The 22,598-nt window shown below is 39.6% G+C and carries 26 protein-coding genes; 4 read left to right on the top strand and 22 right to left on the bottom strand.

Features of this window, described 5'->3' with window-relative positions:
• Positions 1-291 precede the first annotated feature (291 nt).
• The gene (locus AY606_RS07805) at positions 292-756 is read left to right on the top strand and encodes a MarR family winged helix-turn-helix transcriptional regulator (RefSeq protein ID WP_067866827.1); all 465 of its coding nucleotides are present in this window, start codon (positions 292-294) and stop codon (positions 754-756) included.
• A gap of 147 nt (positions 757-903) precedes the next feature.
• Positions 904-1,368 (top strand): MarR family winged helix-turn-helix transcriptional regulator, encoded by a 465-nt coding sequence (locus AY606_RS07800; protein WP_067866825.1) that lies wholly within the window; start codon positions 904-906, stop codon positions 1,366-1,368.
• A gap of 7 nt (positions 1,369-1,375) precedes the next feature.
• Here AY606_RS07800 and AY606_RS07795 read toward each other — a convergent pair whose 3' ends face one another.
• The 5 genes from AY606_RS07795 to AY606_RS07775 all read right to left on the bottom strand — a co-directional run bounded on the left by AY606_RS07795 (position 1,376) and on the right by AY606_RS07775 (position 7,598).
• Positions 1,376-2,035 carry an SOS response-associated peptidase family protein gene (locus AY606_RS07795; protein WP_067866823.1) on the bottom strand — a complete coding sequence of 220 codons (660 nt, stop codon included), beginning with the start codon at positions 2,033-2,035 and terminating at the stop codon, positions 1,376-1,378.
• 247 nt (positions 2,036-2,282) lie between these two features.
• Entirely contained in the window at positions 2,283-2,753 is a 471-nt protein-coding gene (locus AY606_RS07790) for a hypothetical protein (protein ID WP_067866821.1), read from the bottom strand.
• A 78-nt stretch (positions 2,754-2,831) separates the two neighbouring features.
• Positions 2,832-4,997 carry a malate synthase G gene (locus AY606_RS07785; RefSeq protein WP_067866819.1) on the bottom strand — a complete coding sequence of 722 codons (2,166 nt, stop codon included), beginning with the start codon at positions 4,995-4,997 and terminating at the stop codon, positions 2,832-2,834.
• 360 nt (positions 4,998-5,357) lie between these two features.
• Positions 5,358-6,506 (bottom strand): cell division protein ZapE, encoded by a 1,149-nt coding sequence (gene zapE, locus AY606_RS07780; RefSeq protein ID WP_067866817.1) that lies wholly within the window; start codon positions 6,504-6,506, stop codon positions 5,358-5,360.
• Positions 6,507-6,590: 84 nt separating this feature from the next.
• A complete protein-coding gene (locus AY606_RS07775) occupies positions 6,591-7,598 on the bottom strand; it encodes an AraC family transcriptional regulator (protein WP_067866815.1) in 1,008 nt (335 codons plus the stop codon).
• A 155-nt stretch (positions 7,599-7,753) separates the two neighbouring features.
• On the opposite strand from AY606_RS07775, the gene AY606_RS07770 reads away from it, so the two are divergent.
• Complete coding sequence (locus tag AY606_RS07770; protein ID WP_067866813.1) at positions 7,754-9,265, top strand: flavin-containing monooxygenase; 1,512 nt, start codon at positions 7,754-7,756, stop codon at positions 9,263-9,265.
• 51 nt (positions 9,266-9,316) lie between these two features.
• A complete protein-coding gene (locus AY606_RS07765) occupies positions 9,317-10,225 on the top strand; it encodes a LysO family transporter (protein ID WP_067866812.1) in 909 nt (302 codons plus the stop codon).
• A gap of 135 nt (positions 10,226-10,360) precedes the next feature.
• Here AY606_RS07765 and pyrF read toward each other — a convergent pair whose 3' ends face one another.
• From pyrF to AY606_RS07680, 17 genes are all read right to left on the bottom strand, one after another.
• The gene (gene pyrF / locus AY606_RS07760) at positions 10,361-11,041 is read right to left on the bottom strand and encodes an orotidine-5'-phosphate decarboxylase (RefSeq protein ID WP_067866810.1); all 681 of its coding nucleotides are present in this window, start codon (positions 11,039-11,041) and stop codon (positions 10,361-10,363) included.
• Positions 11,042-11,077: 36 nt separating this feature from the next.
• Complete coding sequence (locus AY606_RS07755; protein WP_067866808.1) at positions 11,078-11,437, bottom strand: lipopolysaccharide assembly protein LapA domain-containing protein; 360 nt, start codon at positions 11,435-11,437, stop codon at positions 11,078-11,080.
• 25 nt (positions 11,438-11,462) lie between these two features.
• Positions 11,463-11,765, bottom strand: a complete 303-nt coding sequence (locus AY606_RS07750; protein WP_004648770.1) for an integration host factor subunit beta — start codon at positions 11,763-11,765, stop codon at positions 11,463-11,465.
• A 160-nt stretch (positions 11,766-11,925) separates the two neighbouring features.
• Complete coding sequence (gene rpsA, locus AY606_RS07745; RefSeq protein ID WP_067866807.1) at positions 11,926-13,602, bottom strand: 30S ribosomal protein S1; 1,677 nt, start codon at positions 13,600-13,602, stop codon at positions 11,926-11,928.
• Between the two features lie 108 nt (positions 13,603-13,710).
• A complete protein-coding gene (gene cmk / locus AY606_RS07740; RefSeq protein ID WP_067866805.1) occupies positions 13,711-14,394 on the bottom strand; it encodes a (d)CMP kinase in 684 nt (227 codons plus the stop codon).
• 17 nt (positions 14,395-14,411) lie between these two features.
• The gene (locus AY606_RS07735) at positions 14,412-14,843 is read right to left on the bottom strand and encodes an SRPBCC family protein (RefSeq protein WP_067866803.1); all 432 of its coding nucleotides are present in this window, start codon (positions 14,841-14,843) and stop codon (positions 14,412-14,414) included.
• 58 nt (positions 14,844-14,901) lie between these two features.
• Positions 14,902-15,423, bottom strand: a complete 522-nt coding sequence (tadA, locus tag AY606_RS07730) for a tRNA adenosine(34) deaminase TadA (protein WP_067866801.1) — start codon at positions 15,421-15,423, stop codon at positions 14,902-14,904.
• A gap of 2 nt (positions 15,424-15,425) precedes the next feature.
• Entirely contained in the window at positions 15,426-16,550 is a 1,125-nt protein-coding gene (locus AY606_RS07725; RefSeq protein WP_067866800.1) for an enoyl-CoA hydratase/isomerase family protein, read from the bottom strand.
• Positions 16,547-17,260, bottom strand: coding sequence for a uracil-DNA glycosylase (gene ung / locus AY606_RS07720; protein ID WP_067866798.1), 714 nt, complete (start codon positions 17,258-17,260; stop codon positions 16,547-16,549). Before ung ends, AY606_RS07725 begins: the two co-directional genes overlap by 4 nt.
• A 48-nt stretch (positions 17,261-17,308) precedes the next feature.
• Positions 17,309-17,905 (bottom strand): 6-pyruvoyl trahydropterin synthase family protein, encoded by a 597-nt coding sequence (locus AY606_RS07715; protein WP_067866795.1) that lies wholly within the window; start codon positions 17,903-17,905, stop codon positions 17,309-17,311.
• Between the two features lie 157 nt (positions 17,906-18,062).
• Positions 18,063-19,010: a type II secretion system minor pseudopilin GspK gene (gene gspK / locus AY606_RS07710; protein WP_067866794.1), complete on the bottom strand. Its 948-nt coding sequence runs from the start codon at positions 19,008-19,010 to the stop codon at positions 18,063-18,065.
• Positions 19,011-19,031: 21 nt separating this feature from the next.
• The gene (gene gspJ / locus AY606_RS07705; RefSeq protein WP_081408377.1) at positions 19,032-19,781 is read right to left on the bottom strand and encodes a type II secretion system minor pseudopilin GspJ; all 750 of its coding nucleotides are present in this window, start codon (positions 19,779-19,781) and stop codon (positions 19,032-19,034) included.
• Positions 19,781-20,221: a type II secretion system minor pseudopilin GspI gene (gene gspI / locus AY606_RS07700; RefSeq protein WP_067866792.1), complete on the bottom strand. Its 441-nt coding sequence runs from the start codon at positions 20,219-20,221 to the stop codon at positions 19,781-19,783. The genes gspJ and gspI overlap by 1 nt, the downstream gene beginning before the upstream one ends.
• Entirely contained in the window at positions 20,211-20,771 is a 561-nt protein-coding gene (locus AY606_RS07695) for a prepilin-type N-terminal cleavage/methylation domain-containing protein (RefSeq protein ID WP_067866790.1), read from the bottom strand. The genes gspI and AY606_RS07695 overlap by 11 nt, the downstream gene beginning before the upstream one ends.
• Before the next feature lie 9 nt (positions 20,772-20,780).
• Positions 20,781-21,395 (bottom strand): TetR/AcrR family transcriptional regulator, encoded by a 615-nt coding sequence (locus tag AY606_RS07690; protein ID WP_067866788.1) that lies wholly within the window; start codon positions 21,393-21,395, stop codon positions 20,781-20,783.
• Between the two features lie 45 nt (positions 21,396-21,440).
• Positions 21,441-22,214, bottom strand: coding sequence for a TatD family hydrolase (locus tag AY606_RS07685; RefSeq protein ID WP_067866786.1), 774 nt, complete (start codon positions 22,212-22,214; stop codon positions 21,441-21,443).
• A gap of 26 nt (positions 22,215-22,240) precedes the next feature.
• Positions 22,241-22,582 (bottom strand): PilZ domain-containing protein, encoded by a 342-nt coding sequence (locus AY606_RS07680; RefSeq protein WP_067866784.1) that lies wholly within the window; start codon positions 22,580-22,582, stop codon positions 22,241-22,243.
• Between the last annotated feature and the right edge of the window lie 16 nt (positions 22,583-22,598).

Genomic DNA, 22,598 nt, shown 5'->3' with positions numbered 1-22,598 from the left:
TCTTCATTTAAATTATCATTTGATCAATATCAAGTTCAGGTCGTAGGTATACATAGGCTTTCATCAAGATCAAGACAGTTACAGCCTATCCCTTCTAGATGAGCATGCTTAATTTTGATTCGTATAAGGAAATTTATAAATATAAGTTCCCATTGCATTAGGAAAAACTTAATATATATTAATTAGCAATAAAAATAATTCAATATGTATTGCGAATCTAAATGGCTTTAGAATAAAATGTTCTTCAATGAAAAATTACAATTACAACAATGAATTAGGGGAGCTTTTATCATGACAAAAAAATTCAGTAAGTTTTTACCTTCTATGGAAAATTTTAGTTTAGATAATTTTCCCTATTATTGGGTTACCCAAGTACATGCTCAATACGTCCAAAACGTCGATCATGTCTTAAAAAAATATGGTTTAGATAATTCTCGTCGACGAATTTTGCTGTCTTTAAAATCCAAACCGCATGCAAGTGTGTCCGATCTTTCTGACATGATTATTTCTAAAATGTCGACCACAACCAAAATTGTATATCGCCTAAAAGATGAAGGATTAGTTGATACTTACTCATGTGAAGATGATGCCCGAATTACCCGTGTAGTGTTAACGGAAAAAGGACAACAAATGACCCAGAAAATTAACGATCTCACTAATGTGGTTTTAGAACAATCTTTTGAAGGCTTAACCCCATTACAAATTGAAAAAATGATGGAAAGCCTTAGACATATTTTCAAAAATCTAGCGCATTAAGTGAAGTTTCATCTAAGAAATTTAATGAGGAGGTATTTTTTTGCTTTAACGAAAAGACGTATTATAAATAATTTTGATTCAAAATTTCTCACAAAATGGTTACAATAATAAAATACAATTACAACAATAGATCAGGAAAAAATATTCATGACAAAAAAATATAGTAAATTTCTACCTTGTGTGGAAGATTTTAGTTTAGATAATTTTCCATATTATTGGGTTAGTCAAGTCCATGCTCAACATGTACAGAATGTCGATCATGCCTTGAAAAAATATGGTTTAGACAATTCTCGTCGTCGTATTTTGCTTGCATTGAAATCGAAATCGCATGCAAGTGTGTCCGATCTTTCTGAAATGATTATTTCTAAAATGTCGACCACAACCAAAATTGTATATCGCCTGAAAGATGAAGGATTAGTAGACACTTATTCATGTGAAGATGATGCCCGAATTACCCGAGTTTTATTAACTGAAAAAGGGCAACAAATGACCCAAAAGATTAATGACCTCTCCAATGTAGTTTTGGAACAATCTTTTGATGGTTTGACCCCATTACAAATTGAAAAAATGATCGAAAGCCTCAAGCATATTTTCAAAAATTTAGCACGTTAAGCTCGGCTTAATCGAAAAAATTTAATTGAGGACTTATTTTCTCAATTTTTGCTTTAGGTACATGTGAACATTCAAATTCCTCTTCAGGAAACCCGTCTACAAATGATCGGATATCTGGAGATTTCCAACTTAACCATTCATCTAAACGCTCGTGAGGAATAACTATCACTGAGCGTTTAATATTTCCCGGCTCATGAAATTCTTTCATCATGGGATGATCAATTGCATTCATTGTAATCATAGTGGCTGAACGAACCACTTCATCCCCAATCTTACAAATTTCATAAAGTGCGGCAATAAAAACAGCTTGACCATCTTTCCGACGTATCCCCCAACGCTGTGGCTTATGATCAAAATATTTAGATTCGTAAAACTCGACCACAGGAATCACACCAAACTTATATTTCATTAAAGCATTATTAAAGGTTGGTTTCTGAGATAAAGTCTCATTGCGGGCATTATAGGTTTTAGATGCAATGGTTTTATCTTCTGCCCATTTCGGTACCAGACCAAACATCACTTTACGCCATTCAAGACCTTGTGATGATTTAAACAATAAAGGCAAGTCATAACCCGGATAGACTTCTTGTGGATATTCAAAAGGAATATCCGGTAACTTTAAATCCTGCAATTGTTTGAGTGTCAAGGGTTTGAAGTTTGCGCACATAGCATAAGTATTAAATTAAACTGATTCGATTATATCCTTAACGGTATAAGTATGACTGTATTAGGTCGTTGGGAATCGTCAACCAATGTGTAAAGTTAAATGCTTCCAGACTCCATTGGTCCTTAAAACTTCCTAATCCAGATTTTTTTCCCAAGAAATGAAGTATTCCTTTGACCTGTCTCTGTAATCAAACAGAATAATTGGGAAAGATATCCCGAAGTGAGGTTTCATTATTCCCTGATCAAAATCAACTGTTCACTTTTTTGATGGCAACAAAGATACGCCAGTAAATTAAAAATGAAGTGGCTATGTCAACCACGACGCTTTCGATTGCATCAATATGTGCAAGTTCAGCGTCATTAAATCGATCTTTAAAAAAGCTAAAGATTAGTTCATAACAGATCATTCCCACAATAGCAAAAATAGTAATTTTGATGGTAATCGGTAAATATAGCGCAATAAAACGGTTTAAGAATGCATGACCTTTTTCACCACCATTGGCTTTGAAAGCAGCATTAATCCAACTGATCAATAAGCCTAAATTGATAACAAATCCGGCCAAACTAATTTTAAGCTCATCCACCCCAGTCTGACTTAAAACAAAAAAACTCAATAAAATCAAAATACCACTGATTAGATAATAATTTTTAAATTCGGCGTGAGTGATGCTGTTTTGTTTCAAATCTTTGATCAGTTGATCGGTACGCCAAAAATACATGATTTATACTCCGTTATTATGTGCCGATCATATACAAAAAAAGCCTCACAAGGAGGCTTTTTTATTCAGTTCACAGGATTAATCACCTGTATAACCTTTTAATTTTAAACGTGCTGCATGCAATAGAGGTTCAGTATAACCTGAGGGCTGTTGACCCCCTTTAAAGATTAAATCAGATGCAGCTTGGAATGCAATGTTGTTTTCAAAGTCATTCGACATTGGGGTGTAAAGTGGATCATTGGCATTCTGCTCATCCACAATTTTTGCCATACGCTGCATCACTTCTTCAACTTGTGCACGCGTAACAATACCGTGACGCAACCAGTTGGCAACGTGTTGTGAAGAGATACGCAAAGTTGCACGGTCTTCCATCAAACCCACATTGTTAATATCGAGAACCTTAGAACAACCTACGCCCAAATCAACCCAACGAACTACATAACCCAAGATACCCTGACAGTTATTTTCAAGCTCTTTGGTCTTTTCGTCTTCAGACCAGTTAGTGTCTTTAGCCAATGGAGGTGTCAACAAATCATCAAGTGGCAATGCTTCAGTCGCAAGTAACTCTTGCTGACGCTTTGCAACATTGATTTGATGATAGTGAATCGCATGAATCACCGCACCTGCTGGTGATGGCACCCATGCACAGCTTGCACCCGCTTCTGGATGTTCAGTTTTAGTTTTATACATGTCGAGCAGCATGTCTGGTTTTGGCCACATGCCCTTACCAATTTGTGCTTTACCACGTAAGCCAGCCTGAAGACCAATCATCACGTTACGGTTTTCATACGCAGGGAACCAGATTTGGCCTTTTACTTCGCCTTTACGAACGAAAGGACCCGCTTCCATGAAGGTATGGATTTCGTCACCGGTACGATCCATGAAACCTGTGTTAATGAAGATGGTACGGTCTTTCGCTTGAGCGATACAGTTTTTCAAGTTTACCGAAGTACGACGCTCTTCATCCATGATACCGATTTTAAGCGTTTTAGCAGGTAAACCTAATACTTGTTCAGCACGCTCAAACAGTTCAACTGCAAAAGCAACTTCTTCAGGACCATGCATTTTGGGTTTAACGATATACATAGAACCTTTACGCGAGTTCTTGATTTCGTTTTCACCTTTAATGTCTGCAAAAGACAACAATGGTGTAACCAACGCATCCATGATGCCTTCATAAATTTCCGCACCATCTACAAGAATGGCTGGATTGGTCATTAGATGACCCACATTACGAAGAAGCATGAGTGAACGACCATGAATAGAGGTCACGCCACCAATCAGGTTTTTATGCGTACGGTCTTTGTTCAATGCACGAGTAACAGTTTTGCCATTTTTCTCGATTGATTCTTCGAGCGTGCCACGCATCAAGCCCAACCAGTTACGGTAGCCTTCTACTTTTTCTTCTGCATCTACTGCAGCAATCGAATCTTCTAAATCTTGGATGGTGGTTACAGCTGCTTCAAGCACTAAGTCTTTAACGCCAGCGGCATCTGTTTGACCAATCGGACTGGTCGCATCAATTTCAATAATTACATGCAATCCATTATTTTTAAATACAATTTCAGTCGGTACCGCAGCTTCGCCGTTATAACCAACGAATTGAGCTTGGTGCGCTAAAGTGGTGGTAGAACCATCTTTTAAAGTCACAACCAGGGCATTGTGCTCTACTGTATATTGCGTTGCATCTGCATGTGAACCATTTGCCAACGGGAAATTTTCATTTAAGAAGTTTTTCGCGAATGCAATTACTTTTTCGCCACGTACCGGGTTATAACCCTTACCTTTTTCCGCGCCATCTTCTTCAGGGATCACGTCGAAACCGTAAAGTGCATCGTATAAAGAACCCCAACGCGCATTTGCCGCGTTCAAGCAATAACGTGCATTACGTACAGGTACTACAAGTTGTGGACCAGCCAAAAGTGCGATCTCTTCGTCGACATTTTCTGTGCTGATTTTGAAATCTTCTACTTCTGGTAATAAGTAGCCAATTTCTGTAAGGAAAGCTTTGTAAGCTTCTAATTCAAATTTATTGTTGCGGTGCCATTCATCAATTTTAGCCTGAAGATCTTCACGCTTAGCCAAAAGCGCCTTATTCTTGGGACTAAGATCAACAACGACTTGCTCGAAGTTTTTCCAGTATGTTTCGCTGTCTAAACCAGAACCTGGTAATGCTTCATTTTCGATGAAATCGTAGAGTTCTTTAGCAATCGCTAACTTGCCTTTTTGAATACGTGCAGTCATTGTCTTTCCTGATATTGCTACTTTTTATAACAAGAGATTCTAGTATACCGATTTAAATCTAGCTGAATAGTACTATCACATTGCTAAATAGTGATCATTTTTTATAAAATAAATGTGCATATTATTAAATAAAATATAGCTCACAAATGCAATGTCATCATCAACTTGAATACCTTTTTACAGTTTATAAAGTTTTTGAAATGTCGAAATTAGACTTAAGTGCAGATTTATGGATAAAAACAGCAGTTAAACCCAACATTGGTATAGTTATAGAGCAAAGATTAAACAATGACCAGTCTTAAACGTCGACTAAGCATATATTTTTTAGCCATAAAAAAGCGCCATTTCTGGCGCCTGTTTTTAATTCGTTGATGATTCTATATTCTGTATAAGCTTGTGTTCCGCATTCAGATACTCATCGGACTGCATTTCCAGTAAACGTGAACGCGTGCGTTCAATTTCAAAGGCTAATTTTTCACCTTGATAAATTTCAATAATCGAATCTTCAGAAGTTAATAACAGTTTTACCCCACGATCATAAAACTCATCGACTAGATAAATAAAACGACGTGCGCCTTCCGACAAGTAGTCTGTTAAATGCGGCACGTTACTCACCAGCACGGTGTTATAGATATTGGCGATTTCAATAAAGTCTGCCGGACTACGTGGTTTGAAACACAACTCTGAAAATTCACACCATAAAACGTCTTCAGTATGCCCCACTGTTTCCACAATACGGTTATTAATGATAATCGGCTCTTGGGAAATTTTTTGCGTTTGGGTCAAAGCTGTAAAACGCTGGGCGATCCAGTTTCTATGATCATGCGTTAGGGGAGATTTAAACAATTGCGCCTGTTTAAGCACGCGTAAACGATAATCTACCCCTGCATCGACATTCAGCACGACACAGTGCTTTTTCACCATCTCAATGGTAGGAATAAAACGGTCACGATGAATCCCGTTTTTATACAAACCGTCTGGAGCAATGTTGGATGTTGCAACCAGTGTAATCCCGCGCTCAAATAATTTTTGGAACAATTCACTTAGAATCATCGCATCTGTTACGTTGGATACAAAAAACTCATCAAAGCAAATCACAACGGCTTCTTTATAAATTTGATCAGCCACCAACTCAAGTGGATTACGCTGTCCGGATAATTTGTTTAATTCACGATGCACATGCTGCATAAAATGATGGAAATGCATGCGCATTTTGCGGCGAAAAGGAATTGAATCAAAAAACTGATCCATTAACCAGGTTTTCCCACGCCCTACACCGCCCCACATATACACACCTTTAGGAGAGGTTTGGCGACGGAATCGACGGAAAGCTTTTTTCGATGCCTTGAATCGCTGCAATAATTCTTGCCAAACACGATCCAACTCATGCACAGCTTGTGCCTGTGCATCATCCGGCATGAACTGACCAGAAGAGATCGCTTGCGCATAACGTTCTGCAGGTGACAAAGGAATAAAGGCGGTGCTGTGCTTAGAGTTTAAGTCTGACATATGATTGAATACTATTTTAGGCTATTGAAAGTATAGCGAAGTTTGGAAGGGAAGATATAACACTTTGGCATTAATAGACTTAGGCTATTTAAAGTATTGGCGTGGACTATGTCCAAACCACCTTTTAAAGGCATGATTAAAAGCCGCCGGCTCTGAATAGCCCAGTAACTCAGCAATCATTTCAATGGAATATTCTTTATATTCTATCAACCTTAACGCCTTGTCTTTAATCAGTTGTTCACGTATTTGTTTATAACTGCTTTGTAATTGCTGCAATTGATGACGCAAGGTACGCTCTGGAATTTGCAAGGCTTGTGCCGTTTCTGCCATCGTTGGCATCACACCTTGTTGTAATTCCAAATAATTCTGCACCCGTTGCACCAATGAAGGAATTTGTTCATCCACTTTTAAGCGCTCTAATTCAGCCAGACATTTGCTTTCATAAATTTTAAAAGTCATTTTATCTGCAGATGGAATCTGAACATTCAGTACTGCATCATCAAACCAGAATTCTGCACACTTTGAACCAAATCCTAAGTCTGAACCATAGTAATCATGATAGTTGTTTAAGAACTCTTGGTTTTCTGGTCGTAAAAATGGCAATTCAATATGGATTTTAGGAATGTTTAATCCCATCATTTTATAAAGATCTTGAATGAATTTATGCGTTCCTGAAACTTCACATTGCGCTCGCAGTATGCCTAGATCACTGTTTAAATCTTGTGGCGCATAGCACAAAGCAACTTTATGTTCTGTATATTTCAAGCTTAAAGCCCCAGTTAGATGGGTTAAAGATTGATATAAAATACCTTGCTCTAAAACTGTACGCACATTTTCACTGGTCACCAACAGCATCAGCAAAGGGCCATAGCCAGCAAGTGCATAATGCTGCCCAATAAACAGACCTTTTTCAGGTGCAACATCTTGTCCAATAACTTTTAGCACATCCCACTCTAAACTCGGATGAATAATTGAAGCTGGATCCAAGGCATCAGCACGCAGCCCAATACTGTGAAGTTTTTGATCAACTGCAATCCCTGCTCTACGCATGCCTTGAATTAAATACATCAAGCCAAGAATTGATCGTTTCATAGCATTATCTAATTAAATGAATATGACCATTTTTACTATAAAATTTCACGCTTGCAAATTGCCGAATCTATCAATTTTTTTGTCATACCTATCATGTTGCTGACTGCGCTATTCATTTAAGCTAGAAGAAAATAGAAATATAAGGCAAATAAAAAATGCGTGATGTAACTCAAAGTAAGCAAATAGCACAACAAACTCAAGTTGCCATTATTGGCGCAGGGTTTGGTGGTTTAGCCATGGCCATTCGTTTATTACAAAATAATATTCAAGATTTCATCATTTTAGAAAAAGCCAATGATGTCGGCGGTACCTGGCGCGAAAACCAATATCCTGGTGCAGCGTGTGATGTGCAATCACATATGTATTCACTTTCTTTTGCCCCTAAAAGTGACTGGTCAAAGCGCTATGCTGAAGCACCTGAAATCTTTAAATATATACAAGACTTAATTACCGACTATGATTTAAAAAAATACTGCCAATTTAATTGTGAAGTCTTGGCGGCAGAATACAATCAGCAAAGTTGCGACTGGAAACTGACATTAAATAATAATGAAACCCTGATTGCACAATTTGTGGTTTTCGCATCTGGTCCTTTACATGTGCCGCAAATCCCCAACATTAAAGGCATTGAAAATTTTCAGGGCAAAATTTTTCATTCATCGCAATGGGATCATCAATACGATCTCAGCAATAAGAATGTTGCATCCATTGGTACGGGGGGGAGTGCTATTCAATATATTCCTGAAATCGCCTCCAAAGTGAAGCAACTGTATGTACTTCAACGTACCGCAGCTTGGGTCATTCCACGCGATGAACGTAATTATTCAAGTTTAGAAAAAAAGCTGTTCGATAAGTTTGATTGGTTTAGAAAGTTGCATCGTGCACGTCTCTATTGGTCAAATGAATCACGCGTAGTGCCTATTGTTAAACCCACTGTGATGAAATACACCCAGAAACTCGCGGAAGCCTACATTAAATATCAAGTGAAAGATAAAAGCCTGGCGCAAAAACTCACACCGAATTACATTATGGGTTGTAAGCGAATTTTAGTGTCCAATAAATACTACCCAACCTTTAATCGGCGCAATGTCGAACTCGTTACCGATGACATTCAAGAACTAACCACCAACAGCCTCATTACCAAAGATGGCAAAGAACGTGCAATTGATTGCCTGATTTATGGAACAGGCTTTATTACCGACCCACGTATCTATTTAAAATCATTTAAATGCACTGGAGAAAATGGTCTCGATTTACGAGAAGCCTGGCATGATGGTGCGGAAAGCTTTTATGGAATTTGCACCAAAGGTTTTCCAAATTTTTTCCAGCTTTTAGGACCCAATACAGTTTTGGCACATAACTCGGTTATCTTTATGATTGAGTCCCAAATCAATTACATCTTACAAATGATTCAATTGGTTAAACACACCCATAGCCATGCCATTGTGGTGAAAAACCAAGTCCAAGACCAATTCAACGCAGAGGTGCAAACCCTGCTAAATGGAACGGTTTGGCAATCTGGATGTGTGAGCTGGTATCAGCAAGATAGCGGTAAAAACTTTGCACTTTGGCCTACTTATACATGGAAATATTGGTTAAAAACCCAAAAACTTAATCCAGCCGATTACCGCTTGCTAAATAAAACATCGGGAAGTCGTGCAGCCTAAATACTTAATGGCCATAATACGCAGGTGTCTTTTCACCTGCCGACTTTTTCTATGCAATCGCTCTGGTTGATCATTCAACTTCTTCTCTGCTTATTCCTTGGCTTCGTTCTTGCACGTAAACTTCCTCAATGGTTAGAAAGTTTAGCCTTTAAAGTTCTGCCCTATTTTACTTACATACTCCTGATTGCCATCGCGATTGAATTTTCTCAAACCCTACACAGCATAAGCAGCCCACTGCAAATTTTATCCAATGCACTGATACTCTCAATTGCAACCTCACTCGGTGCTTTTCTGTGCTGCTATATCCTGTTTAAAAGTATTGGCTATCAACCCGCACAAGGTAAAGTATCCGCAGAGTTATTAGTTAAATCTCTGCTTAACATTAGTTATGCCTTTATTGCACTCGCATTAGGCTATGGACTAGCTGAAATATTTAATCATTTTGATTACAACTTGCATGTGAGCACCTGGAATCTTCTGCTCATTTTCATGTTCTTGATTGGTTTGGATTTAGCATATTCCCCGCTCGATCGCTCATGGCTGAACTGGAAAATCATGCTTGTACCAATCGGCTGTATTTTCGGTTCATTAGTCGGTGCATTTTTTACCGCAGCAATTGTGAAAGATATCAGCTTAAAAGATCTGATTATGCTGTCACAAGGTTATGGTTTTTATTCCATGACGGGCATTGTGGTGACTGAATTAAAAAGTGCCGAGCTTGGCAGCATTGCATTAATGAATGATTTATTCAGAGAAATTATTGCGATTGTACTGATGTATAGCATTGGATGGCGTTATCCACGTTCTGCGATTTCATCCGCTGCAGCAACTGCAATGGACGTCACCCTCCCTATGGTTAAACAAGCTTGTGGCAATGAGTTTATTCCGCATGCCATGGTCAGTGGCTTTATTCTTTCTATACTTGCACCGATTCTAGTGAGTGTGCTGGCTGCTTTATAAATAATCTGACTAAATCCTTCACTTCCATTTAGGGATTATCCTCCTCCTTTGGAAAAAGGAGCGTCAGGGAAGATTTAAAAGCCTTAAAACAAAAAAGCCGACATTAAGTCGGCTTTTGAATACATCAAATTCAGATTACATTGTCGCCAAAATATCTTTCAAAGTCTGGCTCGGATTTTCTGATTGAGTAATCGGACGACCAATCACCAAATGTGTTGAACCATCAAGCATCGCTTGCTGGGGAGTCACAATACGTTTTTGATCATCTGCATTTGAACCTGCTGGGCGAATACCTGGAGTGACTAAAGCAAAATGCTGACCCAATGTTTCACGAAGCATTTTGGCTTCTTGTGCAGAACAGACCACTCCATCCAAGCCACTGTCTTGAGTGAGTTTAGCAAGGCGTTTTACCTGTTCAAAGGGTTCAACATCTAAACCGACATCCTTTAAGTCATCACGCCCCATAGAAGTCAATACAGTCACAGCAATCAATTGAGTCTGGTACTTCCCTGCTTTTAAACGCTCTGCACAGGTTTCCATCATCTTACGACCACCTGATGCGTGTACATTCACCATCCACACACCAAGATCCGCTGCTGCACAAACAGCTTGGGCCGTGGTATTTGGAATATCATGGAACTTCAAATCGAGGAACACTTCAAAGCCTTTATCCTGCAGTGCCTTAACTACACTTGGACCTTCATGGGTAAATAACTCTTTACCAACTTTTATTCGACATAATGCAGGGTCTAATTGCTCTGCAATGGTTAACGCGTCATATTGGCTTTTAGCATCCAGTGCAACAATGATACTCAAGAGAATTTACCTTCGGTGAGACAAAAAGAAAGCCCATTATAATGGGCTTTTATTTTCGTTGGTAATATCTAATACAGTTTTTTCATGCCTAGTATGAGCTGCAGCTTCAGCAGCAGCAAACTGGGCAGTTTGAATTTGCTCTTTCCGAAGATGTTCAATGTCTTTACGCAATCGTTTAATTTCCCAATTATTTTGAAATACTCGGAAAATTTGCACACCTAATAATAAACCCAACGCCAGACCTAAAGCTAAAGTGAGTAATAACAATAAACCTAAACGCATAGCAGGAACTTGGGTAAATAACAGATCTACACTTAATTCAGTACCATTTTGTAAAACCAAAGCCAGTGAATAGCCAAACAGTACAATTAGCAAAGCAACCAATACGTAACGCATAAACACCCCTTTTTGGAATTTTTTATTACTCTGCAGATTCGTTTACTGCATCACGTAATGCTTTACCAGGTTTAAAGTGTGGAACTGCTTTTGCAGCAACTTCAACAGACTTTCCTGTTTTAGGATTACGCCCCACACGTGGATCACGGTGATGCAAAGCAAAACTGCCAAAACCACGAATTTCAATCCGATTATCAGATGATAATGCAGCTATCATTTGATCAATCATAATTTTAACAGCTTCTTCGACCAAAGGTTCTGCTAAGTGTGGATTTTTAAGGGAAATTCGCTCTATTAAGTCAGACTTATTTAACGCTTCCGTAGTCATCTGCGACCTCTTTAATTATCAAGCTACTTTGTAGATGATCCGATAATAACGTGTTTAAATACAAAACGGTAGCGCAATAAGTTAATACTACGCTACCGTTTACAGTATTTGTGTAAAAAGTATTAGTTAACTTACATTAACAATACATTTTAACGCCTACTTAGTTACCCATTTGAGCTTTGATCAAATCACCAATAGTCTTAGGACCATTTTCTGAAGTAGTTGTTGCTGTTTTCAAGCTAGCAACTGCTTCTTTCTCTTCAGCTTCGTCTTTCGCTTTGATAGACAAGTTGATAGAGCGTGATTTACGATCTACATTGATGATTTTAGCTTCAACTTCTTGACCAACTTCCAAGAATTTAGTTGCATCTTCAACGCGATCGCGATTGATTTCAGAAGCTTTAAGAGATGCTTCAACTTCGTCAGCTAACTTAACAGTTGCGCCTTTAGCGTCAACAGCAGTCACAGTACCTTTAACCAAAGCACCGCGTTCGTTAGTTGCCAAGAAATCATTGAACGGATCATTGTTCATTTGTTTGATACCAAGGCTGATACGGTTGCCTTCAGCATCTACAGACAAGATAACCGCTTCAACAGTGTCACCTTTCTTGTAACGACGGATAGCTTCTTCGCCTTGTTCGTTCCAAGAAATATCAGATAAGTGAACTAGACCATCGATACCGCCTGGTAAACCGATGAAGATACCAAAGTCAGTGATAGATTTGATCGTACCAGAAACTTTTTCGCCTTTGTCGTGGTCTTTAGCAAACTCTTCCCATGGATTAGCACGAGTTTGTTTGATACCAAGAGAAATACGACGACGTTCTTCATCAACTTCAAGAACCATAACATCAACTTCATCACCAATCTGAACAACTTTAGATGGGTGGATGTTTTTGTTAGTGTGATCCATTTCTGAAACGTGTACTAAACCTTCAACGCCTTCAGCAATTTCAGCGAAACAACCGTAATCAGTAAGGTTAGTTACGCGAGCTTTAACGATTGAACCTTTAGGGTAACGGTTCATGATCGCTAACCATGGATCTTCGCCTAATTGTTTAAGGCCTAAAGATACGCGGTTACGTTCACGGTCAAATTTAAGTACTTTAACAGTAACTTCTTGACCCACTTCAACAACTTCTGAAGGATGCTTGATGCGTTTCCAAGCCATATCAGTGATGTGAAGAAGACCATCGATACCGCCAAGGTCAACGAATGCGCCGTAATCAGTAAGGTTCTTGATAGTACCAGTAACTGTTTGGCCTTCTTCAAGCTGAGCAAGAAGAGCTTCACGGTCAGCTGAAGATTCAGCTTCCATTACCGCACGACGTGAAACAACAACGTTGTTACGTTTAGCGTCAAGTTTGATTACTTTGAATTCTAACTCTTTACCTTCTAAGTGAGTAGTATCACGAATAGGACGAGTGTCTACCAAAGAACCTGGAAGGAATGCACGAACTGGACCGATGTCAACAGTGAAACCGCCTTTAACCTTACCAGAGATAACACCAGTAACGATTTCGCCGTCTTCAAAGATTTTTTCAAGTTTAGTCCAAGTTTCAGCGCGTTTTGCTTTTTCGCGTGAAAGAACTGTTTGACCCATACCGTTGTCAAGAGCTTCAACAACAACATCAACAGTATCACCAACTTGAACTTCAAGTTCACGTTGGTCATTTAAGAATTCAGCGCGGTCAACAATACCTTCTGATTTAAGGCCAGTGTCAACTGTTACCCAGTCAGAGTCGATGCTTACGACAACGCCTTGGATGACAGCACCCTTTTCAACGTTGAAATTTAATACGCTTTCTTCAAAGAGGGCTGCAAAAGATTCGGTCATGATATACCTGATAAAGTTCAGCGGTCTTGGATCAGACAAGGCCGGTTTAATAAAGCTTCCACATAGTCCGTAATAAACTGATCTAGCTATGCTTTGGCTGAAAATTCTTTAATTGGCTAATTGCTTTTCGACAAAATTGGTCATCAACTGGAATACCTCATCGATGCCCAATTCTGAACTATCAATGATATATGCATCTGCTGCTGGCTTGAGTGGAGCGACTGTACGTTCCATATCTCGTTTGTCTCGAGCTTGTATATTAGCTAAAATGTCGTTTATTTTAACATCTAGCCCCATACCCTGCAACTGCTTTACACGTCGTGCTGCTCGCGATTCAGCCGAAGCAGTCAGGTAAATCTTGGCTTGAGCCTCAGGAAAAATAGAAGTGGCCATGTCGCGGCCATCTGCAACTAAGCCCGGTTCTTGCGCGAAAGCACGTTGACGCTCCAAAAGAGCCGCTCTAAGCTCAGGAATTGCAGCAACTTTTGAAGCAAACTCGCCCACGCGTTCAGTACGAATGGTTTGAGTTACATCTTCACCTTCAAGTTGAACTTGAGTACCCGTTTCATTTGTAACAAACTTTATGTCTAAATTTGTTGCAATTTTAATGCACTGATCAAGTGCTGAATCTAGACAATCTAACAAGCCTTGTTGATGTAATGACAGCCCCAGCAAACGATATAAAGCACCGGAATCCAGTAAATGAAATTGATAGTGTGCAGCCAGTTTAGCCGCAAGTGTACCCTTTCCAGAACCACTTGGACCATCGATAGTAATAATTTGAACTGTCATTAATTTTCCACTTTACGCTATACAGTTTTAGCTAATTTTGAAAAACCTAGTTTAATCGCAGATTTAAGCTGTGCAAGGATTAATTTACTTACAAAAGGTGCTCGCGCCTGTAATTCAATGGTGTAGGTCACTAAAGTTTTGTCAGCATCTTTTGCTTCAAACTCAATAATCCCTAAATGATGTTTCACTAAAGGATTTTTAATAATCTGGTATTCGATACGCTGATTAGGTTCAAGCAAGGTAATTTGTTCTTGCAGCAGTTTTACTGGACCAAAACCCATACGACGCACTGAACCAATACCATCGGGACGTTCAGGATCTGCGGAGTCTTTGATTCGTTCTACCTGAATCGGTGCGAAAGCCACATTATAAGTGGAGTGTTTTGACAACAAATCAAAAACTTGCTCAATGGGTGCGTTAAATTCTTTTTTTATCTGAATGGAATTCATGACTTAATCCTAAATTTTATTTGACAATACTTATTGTCATTCTATTTTACATTATTTATTAATAATTCTGATCATTTAAAGACTTTTCTTGTAATCGCTGCAGTCGTTTTTGCTCACGACGCATTTTAAAAAAATCACTCAGCTGTTGGGAACATTGCTCATTTAAGCATCCAGCTTCAACATCAAACTGATGATTATAATACCCTGTTTCAAATAACTTGCGCGCACTGATCAAGGAACCTGCTTTAGGTTCGGTTGCACCAAAAACCACTTTAGCTACACGTGCATGAATTAAAGCCCCGACACACATAGTACAGGGCTCCAAAGTCACATAAAGAACCGAATCTTCCGGAAGACGGTAATTATTAAGATTGGAGCAAGCTTGACGCAAGGCCTGAACTTCTGCATGTGCAGTGGGATCATTCAAAGAAATGGGCGCATTGTAGCCTGCGCCAATAATTTGATTCTGACTGACAATAATCGCACCAACAGGAATCTCTTGTTTCGAGGCTGCAATAGCAGCTTGCTCACAAGCAAACTGCATCCAGTACTCATCCGTCAATTGTGTTGCATCAGTCATTGTTAACCGATCACACCATAGTGTTTCAATAGATTATTCCAGCTCTCATTTTTGGTCAGAGGTGGACAAGCAGACAAAATTGCTTTCAGGGAGAAATCCGTACCTTTGGTCCATTCTGGAGAAAGGTCTTTATCCACCAAACGTGCGCGTACGCCTTCTACGAAATCTGGATGACGAATCTTCCAATCCGAAATTTCCGTCTCAAGTTCAAAAATTTCATTCCAAGAATGCACCTGCTTGCCCCATTGCCACAACAACCAGGTTAACGCAGCAGTGGTAGGTGAACCTTTTTGCAAGTTTTCACTCGCCTGACGTAACCAGTCACTACGCGCATCACTCAAACCAATAATCGCTTCATAGTCATGCTCAAAGTTCACACCACGGCAAACACTCTGAATCACATCCAATGAGTTTTGCAACGGACCAGGACCGACTGGACGATGCATACTATTTAAGGTGTCATCAATGGCACGAAAATCACCGGCTGGATAATGACCCCAATCAATATTAATGACTGTTTCCAGCACATTATCCCGCTGTGCATCACAAATATGCGTCGCCCAACCAATGCCGTAAGCACCAGCTGCAGTCATGATTGAACCGGTTAAACCCGTAAATAATCCAATTGCGCCACGATCCGCCAAGAACCGGGTTGCCCCGACATCCGGATATAAACCGATATTAATTTCCGGCATGGCTAAACGTGAATAAGGGGTAACCAATCTGAAAGGCGCAGCCATGAATAAGCCCAGCCCGCCGCCCATCACATAACCTTCACCCCAAATAAGTATCGGCTTAGTATAGTTATGCAACAATAAATCTAAAGCATATTCTTGTTCAAAGAATTTATTTGCCGTCTCAACTTCACCATTAATTACTAATTGACGAAGTTTACGTACATCCCCACCCGCACAAAATGCTTTTGGTGTAGTTGAATCCAGCCAAATCGCTTTGACAGCATCATCATGCTGAAAATCCTGAAAGACTTCCAATAATGAAGTTACGATGGATTCATCCAGCGCATGCAGAGATTTCGGACGGTTCAGGCGAACAACGCGCCAGCCATTTCTTGCTTCTTCTACAATGAGATCGGGATGATAATTTTTTAATTCAGGAGATTGTGTCATGCGTCCAGCTGCCAATTTATCGGCTCAATGCCATTTTGTTTCAGATAATTATTCGCTTTAGAAAATACTTTACAGCCAAAAAATCCACCACGGTTTGCTGCCAGAGGTGATGGATGTGCAGCTTTTAGAATCAGGTGCTTATTTGGATCGATCCGTTGACCTTTACGTTGAGCATATGCACCCCATAAAATAAAAACAATATGCTCACATTGCTCATTTAATACATCAATAACATGATCGGTAAAATCTTCCCATCCCTGTTTTTGATGTGAAGTGGGTTGGCCTGCTTCAACAGTTAAAACTGCGTTCAGCAATAATACGCCTTGTTCAGCCCAACGGGTTAAGTCACCATGTTTAGAAACAGGAACTCCCAGATCGGTATTTAACTCATGAAAAATATTACGTAAAGACGGCGGTAATGCAAGCCCCTTTTGCACGGAAAAACTTAATCCATGGGCCTGATTGGGTCCATGATAAGGATCTTGCCCTAAAATAACCACTTTCACACGGTTTAATGGGGTTGTATTCAGTGCATTAAAAATCAGTGAACTAGGAGGATAAATCACTTTGTCCGCATGTTTTTCAGCCATCAAAAACTGCTTTAAATCATCCATTTTGGGGCTCAGTAAAAAATCACTTAAAGCCTCTTTCCAACTTGCATCTAACTGAATTTTATCTAGTTGAGCTTGCTGTTGTTCCGTTAAAGACATACCTGCTTCCTAATCCTTTTATCAATATACCCATTGATGAAATAATCTTTAGATTTTTACCTGAAGATCAACATTCGGGTTTTGGAATTTAATTCCTTGTTTTAATTTTTCATACATGGCGGTGTCCGCCCATTCGGCTTGAACCTGCTCAGAGAATACAATTTTCTCAAGACTCAGAACACCCATTTGCTCATTTTCAATATCTTCTGCAAAGCTTTGTGCATAACCTGTATCTGTTTCATGCACAATCACCGAGTAAACTTCTACATCACCTTCCCCATTTTGGGTTTCAGTGGATGCAAGTACCTGTTGTGCCAAGTAGAAGAAAATACGTGAAAATTGCTCAGCTGAAGGAGAAACTGGTAAAGATACCCAACGCGCACTAAATTTTTTGCAGGCTTCAATATATTCAGCATCATCATGCTGCCAAAAGCAAATAGCATGATCAAAACTGTCAAAAATATCTTTGATTACGCCTTTCAACAATCCGAAGTCATACACCATTTGACCATGATCTAGCTTCGAAGCCTTAAGCAATAACTCAACTTTATAACTATGGCCATGAATAGAGCGCTTACAGCGATCCGATGTGCAGTTGCGCACAATATGAGCATTTTCAAACTTAAATAACTTACGAATTAACATGTGCCGGGATGCAATCAAATTATGTGAATTGAATTTGATTATAAAGCAAAAGTGAAAGTCTGCGGATTAATTTTACTGTTCAACACAATTGTTAAAACATATGCTGCCCAGACGGGGTAATAAGCTTGATAATATTTCAGCTTGTTGGTTTATATAATTAAAATGGCGCCATACTGCGGTATACCACATATACAGTTTTATCTTTACGCACCAGATCACTACTAAACTGACGTTTACGCTCACTTAACAACACTTCAATTCTGGCTTTAAAATAACTGGATTGCACACCCAGTAAATCGTTCATTTCTTGACGAATGTCAGGGTTAACCTGAGTAAAAGGTTCAATAGCCCAAAGATCATTAATATTGGAAAAATACTCCAACTTTTCTTGACGTTGTTGCAAGACTTGTTGAACTGCGTTGACATCCAACTTGGGATCAAGACTCGCCAGCAGCATTGCAGGTGCAGTATTGATATTCACTTTACTGTCAGATGTCGGTGCTGCACTGACATAATCTGCAATTTGCAGATATTTTTGACCTTCAAAGCCACGGACTAATTTAAGTTGCTCTATGCTATGAAATTTATTATTGGAGGGCAAATAACCTTGGGGCAAACCTTGATAGTAGCTAGCCTCTGCTCCCATGGCACCCACTGTTTCATCATCGGCATCTTGCCAATCAATCACCGCTTCACTTAATTTTTCAGGCAATCCTACACGCACTAAAAGTTTTTCAAACCAGGCTTTTGCCTGAGGATTGGGTATGCCGTCTTTATTGACCAAACTGTTTAAATTAAATTTACCCGATTCATCCTGTAACGTTCCGGAAACAAAGCCATCTTCTACCGGAAAAGCTGGCATCGGTTTGGCCCAATTTTCTTGCAGATGATCTACTTCACCTGCATTTTCAGCATCATCGACCAAAAGTTCTGAAAAAAAGGCTTCCGCACTTTTGGCATACAACAAGGATTGATTTTGACGCATCAAATATGCCGTATTTTCAGCAGTATTGGCCTGCCGTTTAGCAATCGTCGCAGCCAGAATTGTTGCTAATGCGACCATGACCAAGATCGTTATTAAGGCAATACCCTGCTGCTGTTTCATGTTTAATCTCTTTAGACTTGGCTAGGTGGGATTATTAGAATTATTATTTTTATTATTGTTCTGCGGTTTTAAATAGTCCGTGTTTAATAGACTAAAAATCCATTCATAAGCAACATCTTTGACCATTAATTTAATTTTAATGCCTTTAGGTAATATTTGCTTTTGCGTGGCATCATTTAGATCCCCTTGTGCATCCGGCCATGAAGTTGACTCATTCGGATTCAGCACCACAATTTCAAACTGACTTACATCATTTAACAATACACTGGATTCAGGTTGATCGCGTCCGCTGCTGTTTAAATTACGGTATTTCAAACGATAGAGTTTTTTTTCATCTGCGCGATATTGGTATTCAACACGTTCATCCGGTGAAATGCCTTGCTGCAAAGGGTCAGTCACTCCGGTTTTACTAAAATTAAAGCGGCCATTTTGCAACACCAAAGCGGGTTGAATATCGCTATTTATATTCGCAGTCAGTGGTACTGCCTGAACCGTATCGCGTAGAATTTGTTGATAGGCTTCCTGAAGCTGACCCAAATTAATTTCATGTTCGGTATTACGTTCTTTGACTTTGATCAGATAATCAAAAACTTTCCAACCCAGTGCCGAAAGTACCGCAAATATCGCAATCGCAACCAATAATTCAACCAAAGTAAAGCCTGATGCAGGCTTTACTCGAGTGACACCCGAAGGTGCCGCACGTCCGAAAGCTGTACTTGATGAGCGATTCTGTGAGTGTAAAGTTTGATTTTTTTTATTTTTCGATTGCATCAAACTTTGGCCTTATAGTTAAAGAAAACCAGATTTGTAATGCCTGACTCGACTTTACCCGATTCAGCATTAAACAAACTAACCTGCACTTCAATTCGTTGCACATTCGGACTAATCGTCGATTGTGCAGATTTATCAATTTGCCAGCTTTCCCCTTGCTGGGTAAGCTGTTTGGACTGGGTGCCTTGCAACCACTCTTGGTTAATTTCCATTACTGCGACTTCATTTAAAGCCACAAATTGCGCTTTAGTGCGTAAAATTGCATTTGATGTCGCTTGCGTATATTGCATCGCCACTTTGGTGAAAGCGATTGCAGCCGTGGCAAAAATAGCCAACGCAACCATCACTTCCAACAATGTAAAACCTGAGCAGCGATGCGTGAAACGCTGTTTCACCGCTGCGCAAGACCAAAACCTATGCTTGGATGATCTAGCTTTCATTGATTTTACCTAAATGATCAATCTCGATTTCTTCACCAATGGGACGTTGCTCGAAATAAAACTGGATCCGCACTGGTTTCACTTCACCATTACCTAACCACAGTAATTTGGGTGCATTCGTACTCAGTAAATCATCATTATTGGCATTTTCATATGCCTGATCTAGAGATTGCACATTGAAGGAAACATGCTCAGGCAAAGCTCGCTGAGGAAATTCTGAATAATCTTGCCATTTTTTATTTTCATTAAGGACTGAATTCTGTGTAGCTTGAAGGGAGGGCACCAAATATTCAATCACAGCATAACGAAATGGCGATACATCAGTTTCAGCTTGAACATCAAGCGCAAAAATGCGTGCCTGATCATTTGCTTCTCGATTAATACGGCGTAAATCCATAATAAACACTTCACGTGCCTGCATGGCTTTACGCTGATCAACGCCATTGATATTGGTTAAAATTAAAGAGGCCATGATCGCCATAATCACAATCACCACCATCAACTCTATTAAGGTAAAACCGCGAATTGATGATAATGCTGTTGGCTTCATGGCAGACCTTTAGGCAAATTGTTCCGTAGAACGGGTTTGTTTCGGCATCGCCAAGGCCTGGTCAATATAAGCCACACGCAATGTATCGCGTGAACCCAAATAACGCTGATAAAAACTAGAATTCAAAATGGCTGCTGCACCGTGAGTTAAGGCCCAAATGGATGCCAAATAATCACGTACAGACATGTTGCTTTGAATGCTGTCTAAATAACTTTCAGTCATACGGAAAATAATCCGTAAGCGTTGCTTTCTTATCTGATACAACTCACTGAACAAATGATGAATGCCCACACCGGTAGTAGAAAGACGTTCTTCAATTTGATGGAACAGCACGGTACGTTCCGGATGATGTAAATGATGCAACATAAAGAAAGCCAAATGCTCTGCAAAGGCTTTCTCTTCATCCTTAATCATCTCGAGCAACATCTTCTCATTACGAATAATAAGAAGCATATAGAGTTCATCTTTACTTTGGAAATGTTTATATAAAGTCCCTTTGGCAAGATCGAGTTCTGCTGCCAACGCATCAAGCGTCATCCCTGATTCGCCATTTTCTAATAACAGTTGCTCTGCAACCTGAAAAATTAACGCTTCTCTTGCTCGAAACTGAGCCTGACGATCCATCTTCACCCTGTAACTCTCTTATGCGCTTGTATCAATTCGAATTATTTACTTTAAATTGAGGAGGTTTTCAAAGTTTTGCATGGTAATAAAAGCAATTTCCTCAACTGACTTATCATATACATCACTTAAGGCTTTGGCTACATAGGGAACGTATTTTGGTTCATTAGACTTTCCTCTATAGGGCATCGGTGCCAAGTAAGGACTATCCGTCTCAATCAGTACGCGATCAAGTGGAACCTGCTTTGCCACATCACGCAAATCTTGCGCATTTTTAAAAGAAACAATTCCGGAAAATGACACGTAATAACCGCAGTCTAGCACTGCCTTGGCAGTTTCCCAGTCTTCGGTAAAACAATGCAGAATGCCATGCGTCGATTTTTCAGCGCGAATAATATCCACCGTATCATGCTTGGCTGAGCGGGTATGCACTACTACCGGTTTTTTCACTGCCTGAGAGGCATGTATATGACGGGCAAAACATTGTTTTTGTTCGGCAATGAAATCAGTGCTATGAAAATAATCCAAGCCTGTTTCACCAATCGCCCAAACTTTTTCGGGCTGAGCCAGTTCAATTAAATAATCCGTGGTCGCGCGTGCCATGGTCGCAGGATCTTCACAGGGATGAACCCCAACACTGTATCCAACATCAGTATGACGTGATGCAATTTTAGCAAGCTCGATATGGTCATCCAGATCAACCGAGATACTCATGAATTTGGATACACCCGCTTCACGCGCCTGTGCTAGTGCCAGATCTAAATTACCATCATAAGGCGTTAAATCCAGCAAGGTTAAATGGCAGTGAGTATCTACATACACGGTAAAATCCTAAAGCGGTTAAACAGCTACATAGTGTAACTAGTTCGACCCTCAGACTTAATACCTACCAGCAACTTTTCAGCTTCTGATTTGTAATAAACACCTTTTTCGCCCGTTAACTGCATACCAAAACCTTGTAATTTGATACCGTTTTGTTTTTGAGAAATCCAGATGACTTTACCGGTCAAAGGAATTTTTTGTGATTGATCCGGCAAAGTGGCCAATACAAAGACTTCTTCACCGATTTTTACCGGCTGCTTGGTTGGAACAAACAATCCACCACCGACCACATAAGGCATATAGCTGGCATATAAAGTGTCTCTATCCGGGATATTCGCCTGAATAATACCGCCCATACGTGGTTGCATCATTTTCCCCTTTAAA

This window comes from Acinetobacter sp. SFB, assembly GCF_001647545.1.
In the GTDB taxonomy this organism is placed as follows: domain Bacteria; phylum Pseudomonadota; class Gammaproteobacteria; order Pseudomonadales; family Moraxellaceae; genus Acinetobacter.
Note: the sequence above shows the minus strand (reverse complement) of the source record. Positions and strands in the feature narration are given on the sequence as shown.